Source organism: Aquabacterium sp. (assembly GCF_004297345.1).
Lineage (GTDB): Bacteria > Pseudomonadota > Gammaproteobacteria > Burkholderiales > Burkholderiaceae_C > Aquabacterium.
Map to the genome: position 1 here is coordinate 1 of NZ_SCTN01000228.1, position 8441 is coordinate 8441.

Sequence of the window (8441 nt, forward strand, 5' to 3'; positions counted from 1 at the left end):
TGAGCTTCAAGTTCGGCGAAGGTCGGGCGCTCGGTGGAGTACAGCACCTTGCGGCCAAACTCGATGGCCACTTGCGGTGCATAGCCCTGCATGGAGGCTAGAAGCACGGTCTTGACGACCTGGAATTCCTTCGTGCTTTCATCGAGCTTTTGCTCCATCAGGCCACCGAGAGGTTCCACGACACCGTAAGCCAGCAAAATGCCCAGGAAGGTGCCGACCAGCGCCGAGCCGATCATGCCGCCCAGCACGGCTGGCGGTTGGCCCACGGAGCCCATGGTGTTCACCACACCGAGCACGGCGGCCACGATACCGAAAGCGGGCAGGGCGCCAGCCAGTCGCTGCACGGCGGCAACGGCGCCATGGCCTTCGTGATGGTGGGTGTCGATCTCGTTGTCCATCAGCGTCTCGATCTCATGAGCGTTGAGGTTGCCCGAGACCATCATGCGCAAATAGTCAGTGATGAACTCGACCACATGGTGGTCGTGCCCCAGCACCGGATACTTCTTGAACAGCGCGGAGTTGTGGGGCTCTTCAACGTCTTTTTCGATAGACATCAAACCTTCTTTGCGCACCTTCTGAAGGATTTCGAAAAGCATGGCCATCAACTCCATGTACCGCGCCTTGGTGTACTTGGATCCCTTTGCCAGCGGGCCGAGGTTGTTGAGCACAGCCTTGAGTGTCTTGGACTGGTTGTTCACCACGAAAGCGCCCAGTGCCCCGCCCAGAATGGCCATCATTTCGAGTGGCAACGCCTCGATGATCACGGCCATATTGCCGTGATGCAGGATGTATGCGCCAAAGATGCAACCTAGCGCAACGACGTATCCAATGGCGAGATTCATGGTCTAGGGGGGCGGCTGATGCAGACAGGCAAGAATGATTTGCGGGATGAAAAGCTATGTTCCTATCTTCGGCTGTGCCGGTTTTTTCTAAACCGTGAACAAGACCACACGGGTGCGGTTTTTCACATCTTGCGAAAGCCCTCTTTGACTGAGGTGCAAAAAAAGGCGGACCCGATCAGGGGTCCGCGTGAAAGCACAAGTTCAGTGCTAGGAGGAGACAAGCAAGGACGCTTCGCTTCCAAACCGTCCATCTGTTCTTACGACGCTTCTGATGGGAACTTGAGAACCTTGTCGGTCTCGTTGATCTCAATGCGTGCGTAAGTCACGAAGACGGCGGTCAGTGCATGTGCAGGCCACCAGCTGCCTTGCCTTTGCCGGCGCGAGCGGGTGGGTTGCACAGGCCGCAAACAAAGTGGCGGGCGATTTCATGGGGGTGGGTCACGAAGTGGCCACCACACTTGGAGCAGGGTGTCAGGGTCAGCATGCCGTTGTCGATGAACTTGACCAGGCGCCAGGCGCGGGTCACGGACAACAGGGCTTCCAGACCTTGGGATTGGGTTTGTTCCAGATACAGCTGATAGGCCTTGATCACTGTGTCAATTTCGTCGATCTCGGCGGCCTTGTTCAGGTATTCGTGGATGTTGAGGAACAGGCTGGCGTGGATATTGGGCTGCCAGGTCATGAACCAGTCTGTCGAGAAGGGCAGTTGCCCCTTGGAGGGCGACTTGCCGGCCACTTCCTTGTACAGGCGCAGCAGGCGCTCATACGACAGATCCGTTTCGGACTCCAGCACTTGCAGGCGGGCACCCAGATTGATCAGGGTGACGGCGCGGTCGATTTGCTTGGCTTCGGTCAACAGGCTCTTGGTGCGCATGATGCGGGCTCCTACGACGTTTTGGCTCGGGGTGACGATGACGACGGTGGTGTCAGGTCTGTATCAGGCAGCTTCCTGGTGGCGGCCGGCCATCAGGATGTTGGCGTGCAGGCGGGTCACGCTGTCGTTGCTGCTCTTGCCGTGGTTGGTCAGCAAACCCCAGACCATGTCGTCGTCAACGCGCATGCGGCACAGCAAGTTGTTGCCAGAGGCGATCTTCATGATCTGTGCAGGGGTCAGGGTGGCCAGCATGGTTGCGGTGCCTTCAGAGATACCCAGGCGGAACAGGGCTTGTTCGCGGTCAGCGCGGATCAGGCTTTGGGCCAGCATCAGGTAGGACAGGTTGGCTTCGCGGATTTCTGTCAGGATTTGATCGGCGTTCATGGCGGTGTCCTTTGAATCAGTTTGGAAGGTCTGTTTGCTGAAGCTTTTGTTTGCGCCGGTTTTGTATCTCGTCGGCATGGATCAAATTCTGTGCTTCACCCCTTGATTTCTGAATAGGCAGGGTGCTGTAAGGCTCGTCGGGCGGGTGCTGAGTGTCTTGTCAGAAAAAGCCTGACAAGGGCGACCCCGCATATCGAGCGATTGAACTCTCGTCTGGTGAAAAGCTTGTCTTCGTGGCTGGGGGGGAGGGGGGCGGTTGATGCGTGCCATCGTCCGCGCGGTTTGTCGGTAGAGCGCGGGGCGCGGCCGAGATGGCATGCGTCCGGGCTTCAATGTTGGCGGCCCCGCTGCGCGGGACTGCTCTACGGTGCTCGTCCGGAACAGGTGGCTGCGCAACTCGGCCTGCGGCCTCAAACATGCTCGCCATCCCCTTGCTTGCAGCAAGGGGCAAACCTGAGCCTCCCTGCGCGCCTTCGACGCCAACAAGGCGCCCAGCCGCACGCCACCTCAGCCTTGTTTCGCCCCGCTGGTGGCATGTCACGGTAGTTGGTGCGCTATGACGTCTACTTTCAGTGGATGCCAGATCTGTCCGGTGTTGAATCTGCGCTGCAAGGCGGTTAGTGATATCAGGCAGCGCTGGCCGTCATGTGTCCAGCATCGTGTAAGTCGTGCAGCAAGGTCTGATCACCGCGGGATCAAACGGCCTGGGCATGCTGACAGCGAGGTGGACAAGGGCTGAGTCGGTATCTGGCGGGGCGCCTTGTTGGCGCTGAGAGGCGCAGTGGGGAAGTGGGCACGCGCAGCGTGCTTCGTTCATCTGACTCGCCGGAGCTGTTTGACCGGAGTGGTCGTCAGACCACGCAGGGAGTTCTCCGGCTCCACTTCCTCGCGAGCATCGCAAGTGTGTCCCGCTTGCAAAGCGGGACCGCCAACAATGAAGCCCTGCCAGATACCGGCTCAGACCCCACCTCGCGTTCTACCGACAAAGCACACCACCGGTCGAATCAAGCAAGCGGGCCTACTTGGCGTCCTGCTCCCGATGCCGCGCCAGCACGACGCCACGCGGTGCAAAACGCTGCACCAGCTGTTCCACGCAATACACCGAGCGATGCTGCCCACCCGTGCAGCCAATCGCCACCGTCACGTAGCTGCGTTGATCACCTTCCAGCGCAGGCAACCAGCGCAAGAGGAAGGCCTCGATCTGGGCAATCAACTCGGCGGATTCAGGCTGCGCGGCCAGATAGTCGATCACAGGCTGATCACGGCCTGTCAGCGGCTTGAGTTCCTTCAAATAGAAGGGGTTGGGCAACATGCGCACGTCGAACACGAAGTCCGCGTCCATCGGCACGCCGTGCTTGTAGGCAAAAGATTCGAACACCAGTGTCAAGCGCGAAGGTGCTGCCTGCACGATGTTGCGGATCCAGGTGCGCAACTGCGCCGGGCGCAACAGCGAGGTGTCGATCACGGTCGAGAACTCGCGCAACGGGCTCAGCAGTTCACGTTCCAGATTGATCGCATCCATCAGCGCCTGCTCGGTCGCATCAATGGGTGTCAGTACATCGGTGGCGCGTCGCTGAGGCGGCGTGAGATTCGGGTGCGGGGTCTTGGCCAGCTGCGACAGCGGGTGAGGGCGGCGCGTTTCCGAGAATCGGCGCACCAGAGCGTCCGTGCTTGCATCCAGGAACACCGCGCGTACCGAGTGCCCCTCCTGGCGCAGATTGGTCAGCACCGGCGTGAGGTTGGGCAGCGAATGCGCACTGCGCACGTCCACCGATACGGCGATGCGGCGCTTCAGTTCAGGCGCGCGCTTTTCTTCCAGCTCGATCATGCCGCGCAGCAATTCGGGCGGCAGGTTGTCCACGCAGAAGTAGCCAGCGTCTTCCAGCGCATTGAGCGCCACGGATTTGCCGGAGCCGGAGATGCCGGTCAGCAGCACGATGTCCAGTGCGCTCATGCTGCCTCCTTTTTGCGTTTGGCCTTGGCCACCGCGGCGTCACTGGCTGCTGCCTGCGCTTCATGGGCCACGGCCGCATCCAGCATCACCTGCGCATGGGCGCGGCTGGTATCGGTCACGGCGCCACCCAGCATGCGGGCCACTTCGTGCACGCGATCTGCGCCTTGCGCCTCGCGGATGTCGCTGTTGGTCTGGCCATTGTTCAAGGCCTTGGACACCACCAGATGCTGGTGCGCGCAGGCCGCCACCTGAGCCAGGTGGGTCACCGCCATGACCTGGCGTTCGCGGCCCAGGCGTTGCATCAACTGGCCCACCGTGTCGGCCACGGCACCACCCACACCGGAATCGATTTCGTCAAAGATCAGCGTGCCCACTTGCGCGGCCTCATCGGCCCGTTGCGACGTGGTCACCGCGATGGCCAGGGCCAGGCGCGAGAGCTCGCCACCCGAAGCCACCTTGCCCAGCGGGCGTGGTGTGCTGCCCGCGTGGCCCGCCACCAGGAACTCGATGTTCTCCAGGCCATAGGCTTGAGGCTCGTCCTGCTTGACCAGTGAGACCTCGAAGCGGCCACCGGCCATGCCCAGATCCTGCATGGCTTCACTGACGGCTTGCGCCATCACAGGCGCGGCCTGGGCACGTTGCTTCGACACGGTCTTGGCCAAGTCCAGCCAGGCCTTGTGCGCCTGTTGGGCATCGCGCTCCAGCGCTTCCAGATCGGCGGCGGCATCCAGCTCGGCCAGCTCGGCCTTCCAGCCTTGCAGCAGCGCAGGCAGTTCGGGCGCGGGGCGGCGGTAGCGGCGTGACAGGCTCATCCAGGCCGACATGCGGTTGTCCAGCTCGGACAGGCGATCCGGATCCAGCTCGGTGTGATGCAGCGTGCTGTTGAGGCTGTGCGCCGCGTCTTGCAGTTGCGCTTGGGCGCCGCGCAAGGCTTCGAGGGCATTGGCCAGGTTGGGCTCCACGCCGGCCACTTCTTCCAGCGCGGCAATGGCGCGGGCCGTGAGTGAGTCAGCGCTGTCATCGGCTTCCGAGACCACATCCAGCGCGAGGCGGGCGCCATCCAGAATGGCCTGGCCATGGCTCAGGCGCTGGTGCTCGGTGTTGAGCTCGTCCCACTCGTCGGCTTGCGGATTGAGCTTGTCCAGCTCGGCGATCTGCCATTGCAGGCGTTCGCGTTCGCGGTCCAGATCGGCCTGCTTGCTGCGGGCTTCATCCAGGCGGCGCTGGGCTTCGCGGCGTGCGGCCCAGGCCTGTTGCAGCGCGGCGTGGGCCACACCGGCTTGGGCATCCACCAGGGCACGCACCGAATCGGCACGGGTCAGGCTTTGCCAGGCGTGCTGGCCGTGGATGTCGACCAGATGCTCGCCCAGCTCGCGCAGTTGCGTCACCGTGGCGGGGCTGCCGTTGATCCAGGCGCGGCTCTTGCCCTGGCTGTCCACCACGCGGCGCAGCAGCAAGGGCGCGCCCGCATCCAGGCCGTCAAAGCCGGCTTCTTCCAGCCAGGGGGCCAGCAGGGCGGTCAGTTGTGCGGAGGGTTCGAACTCGGCGGTGATGTCGGCGCGTGCGGCACCTTCGCGCACCACGCCAGCGTCACCACGGCTGCCCAAGGCCAGTTGCAGGGCGTCGATCAGGATGGATTTGCCGGCACCGGTTTCGCCGGTCAGGGCCGTGAAGCCGCCGCCAAGATCCACTTCCAGACTGGTGACGATCACGAAATCGCGCAGTGTCAGGCGGCGCAACATCTCAGCTCACTCCTTCGTTCCAGCGCAGCTTGCGGCGCAGGGTCGCGTAGTAGTTCCAGCCCTTGGGGTGCAGGAAGCGCACCTTGTGGGCCGATTGGCGCACCGTCACGCGGTCGCCGTGCAGCAGGCTGGCCAGGCTCTGCATGTCGAAGTTCATGCTGGCGTCGCGGCCGGCCACGATTTCGATGGTGATGGTGACGCTGTCCGACACCACCAAAGGCCGGTTCGACAGCGTGTGCGAGGCAATGGGCACCATCACCCAGCCACCCAGGCCCGGATGCATGATGGGGCCACCGGCGGACAGTGAATAAGCGGTCGAGCCCGTGGGCGAGGCCACGATCAGGCCGTCCGCGCGGTAGTTGGCCACGAACTGCCCGTCGATCTCGGCGCGCAGCTCCACCATCGAGGCGGTGGCGCCGCGGCTCACGACCACTTCATTGATCGCGTAGCCCTCGTAGATGGTTTCGAAGCCGGCACCACGCATGGGGCGCAGCACGGCGCCTTCCAGCATGGCGCGGCGCTCCTCCTCATATTGACCGGCCAGCATCAGGGGTAGGGCGGTGGCCATGTCCTTGTGCTGGATGTCGGTGATGAAGCCCAGGCGGCCCTGGTTGATGCCGATCAGCGGGATGTTGAAGGGAGCCAGCTCGCGGGCAATCGCCAGCATCGTGCCGTCGCCACCCAGCACCACGGCCACATCGCACTGCTTGCCGATTTCCTTGATCGACAAGGACGGGTATTCCGTCATGCCGGTGTTCAGGGCAGTTTCCTGCTCCAGCCAGACTTCGACGCCGGTGCGCGCCAGAATATGGGCCACGTCCTCCAGAACCGGGCGGATGCCGCGGGCCTGGTACTTGCCGATCAAGGCAGCATGACGGAAACGTGAGGTGGGCAGACTCGACATGCGGGGAATTACACCACACGGGGGTGTCAAAATGAGGCGCTCCCTCACTGAGGGGCTGGCGCCGTTTCACTCGGAAACTAAAATGAAGAACACATGCTGGATGATCGAGCCAAGATTCTGTTGAAAGCGCTGGTCGAGCGCTATATCGCCGATGGGCAACCCGTCGGCTCGCGCACGCTTTCGCGCGCCTCCGGCCTGGATCTCTCGGCTGCCACCATCCGAAACGTGATGGCCGATCTGGAAGAGCTCGGCCTGATCGTCAGCCCACACACTTCGGCCGGCCGCGTGCCCACGCCCAAGGGCTACCGCCTGTTCGTGGACACCATGCTCACGGCCCGTCATCTGAACCTGGCTGACCTGGGCGCCGAAACCCGCGATCAGCTCCAGCCCGATCAGCCTCAGCGCGTGATCGCCAGCGCCGCGCACATGCTGTCCAGCCTGTCGCAGTTCGTGGGCGTGGTCACGGCGCCGCGCAAGGTCTCGCTCTTCCAGCACATCGAATTCCTGCGCCTGGGCGACAAGCGCGTGCTCGTCATCCTGGTCTCGCCCGATGGCGATGTGCAGAACCGCGTCATCTTCACCCCGCAGGACTACAGCCAGTCTCAACTGATCGAAGCGAGCAACATCCTTAATGCGCACTACTCGGGCCTGACGCTCGATGAGATGCGCGAGCGCCTCAAGCGCGAGGTGGAGCAACTGCGTGGCGACATCGCCAACCTCATGCAGCAGGCCGTGCAGGCCGGCGGCGAGGTCATGGCCGAAAACAGCGACCAGCTGGTGCTCTCCGGCGAGCGCAACCTGCTGACGGTGCAGGATTTCTCCAATGACCTGGGCTCGCTGCGCCGCATGTTCGACCTGTTCGAGCAGAAAACCCAACTCATGCGCCTGCTGGACGGCTCCAGCCGCGCTGACGGCGTGCAGATCTACATCGGCGGCGAAAGCCAGTTCGTGCCGTTCGAAGAGCTGTCTGTCGTCTCGGCGCCGTACGAGATCAACGGCCAGGTGGTCGGCACGCTGGGCGTGATCGGCCCCACCCGCATGGCCTACGACCGCATGATCGAAATCGTGGATATCACCTCGCGGCTGGTGTCCAACGTGCTCAGTCAGAAATAAGAAAATCTTTTAGATCATCCAAGTAAATGCAATTTGCCTTATTAATGGGTGAGCCCTAGCCTTCAGGGCTGGAACCTCTCAAACGGAGCAAAGATGCAAACCTGGATGAAGCGCAGCCTGGGCGTGGCTGCTGGCGTAGTTGTTGTACTGACTGGCTTGGCCACAGGCCTCAGCGCGATGGACGCCCCTTTGTCCGTGCCCACGCAGAATCAGCCGGATCTGGGCAATAGCCTGCCACCCGCCAGCCCGCCGCCCGGCCTGGGCTTCTCGGTTTTGAATACCTCCGAATCGCAAGGCGTGTTCGAGGCGCTGGAAGTGGGCGGTGGATCCTGGTTGCGCTACCGCCACCCGGCGCATGTGGCGGTGCTGGTGCGCCACCCTCAGGCCACTTTTTTGTTCGACACGGGCCTGGGTCGACAGGTTGATCAGCAGTTCGCCACGAACACCTACATGGACCGCCAGTTCTTCGCCTACCGCGATGTGCACCCGGCCGTGGACCAACTGGCCCAAGCCGGCTGGGCGCCGGACCGCATCAAGCTGATCGTGCCTTCGCACATGCACTGGGACCACATCAGCGCCTTGCCCGACTTCCCTGATGCCGACGTGTTGATCAGCGCCACCGAGCGCG

The 8441-nt window shown here is 62.7% G+C and carries 8 protein-coding genes; 2 read left to right on the forward strand and 6 right to left on the reverse strand.

Annotation, left to right across the window (positions count from 1 at the left end):
• The 6 genes from motA to EPO09_RS08180 all read right to left on the reverse strand — a co-directional run.
• A partial coding sequence (gene motA, locus EPO09_RS08155) for a flagellar motor stator protein MotA (RefSeq protein ID WP_290641986.1) occupies nucleotides 1-842 on the reverse strand: 842 nt, incomplete at its 3' end.
• 337 nt (nucleotides 843-1179) lie between these two features.
• A complete protein-coding gene (gene flhC, locus EPO09_RS08160) occupies nucleotides 1180-1716 on the reverse strand; it encodes a flagellar transcriptional regulator FlhC (protein WP_290641987.1) in 537 nt (178 codons plus the stop codon).
• A 63-nt stretch (nucleotides 1717-1779) separates the two neighbouring features.
• Entirely contained in the window at nucleotides 1780-2100 is a 321-nt protein-coding gene (flhD, locus tag EPO09_RS08165) for a flagellar transcriptional regulator FlhD (RefSeq protein WP_290641989.1), read from the reverse strand.
• A 1018-nt stretch (nucleotides 2101-3118) separates the two neighbouring features.
• Nucleotides 3119-4054, reverse strand: coding sequence for an RNase adapter RapZ (gene rapZ / locus EPO09_RS08170; protein WP_290641991.1), 936 nt, complete (start codon nucleotides 4052-4054; stop codon nucleotides 3119-3121).
• A complete protein-coding gene (gene recN, locus EPO09_RS08175; RefSeq protein ID WP_290641993.1) occupies nucleotides 4051-5796 on the reverse strand; it encodes a DNA repair protein RecN in 1746 nt (581 codons plus the stop codon). Before recN ends, rapZ begins: the two co-directional genes overlap by 4 nt.
• A gap of 1 nt (nucleotide 5797) precedes the next feature.
• Nucleotides 5798-6700: an NAD kinase gene (locus EPO09_RS08180; RefSeq protein ID WP_290641995.1), complete on the reverse strand. Its 903-nt coding sequence runs from the start codon at nucleotides 6698-6700 to the stop codon at nucleotides 5798-5800.
• A 93-nt stretch (nucleotides 6701-6793) separates the two neighbouring features.
• On the opposite strand from EPO09_RS08180, the gene hrcA reads away from it, so the two are divergent.
• Entirely contained in the window at nucleotides 6794-7813 is a 1020-nt protein-coding gene (hrcA, locus tag EPO09_RS08185) for a heat-inducible transcriptional repressor HrcA (RefSeq protein WP_290641997.1), read from the forward strand.
• Between the two features lie 93 nt (nucleotides 7814-7906).
• Nucleotides 7907-8441: MBL fold metallo-hydrolase (locus tag EPO09_RS08190; RefSeq protein WP_290641999.1), on the forward strand; the 535-nt coding region annotated here is incomplete at its 3' end.

Excerpts from the sequence above, each read along its gene's own strand:
- flhC (WP_290641987.1), bottom strand. The coding sequence starts at position 1,716 with ATGCGCACCAAGAGCCTGTTGACCGAAGCCAAGCAAATCGACCGCGCC.
- flhD (WP_290641989.1), bottom strand. The coding sequence starts at position 2,100 with ATGAACGCCGATCAAATCCTGACAGAAATCCGCGAAGCCAACCTGTCC.
- EPO09_RS08180 (WP_290641995.1), bottom strand. The coding sequence starts at position 6,700 with ATGTCGAGTCTGCCCACCTCACGTTTCCGTCATGCTGCCTTGATCGGC.
- recN (WP_290641993.1), bottom strand. The coding sequence starts at position 5,796 with ATGTTGCGCCGCCTGACACTGCGCGATTTCGTGATCGTCACCAGTCTG.
- hrcA (WP_290641997.1), top strand. The coding sequence starts at position 6,794 with ATGCTGGATGATCGAGCCAAGATTCTGTTGAAAGCGCTGGTCGAGCGC.
- rapZ (WP_290641991.1), bottom strand. The coding sequence starts at position 4,054 with ATGAGCGCACTGGACATCGTGCTGCTGACCGGCATCTCCGGCTCCGGC.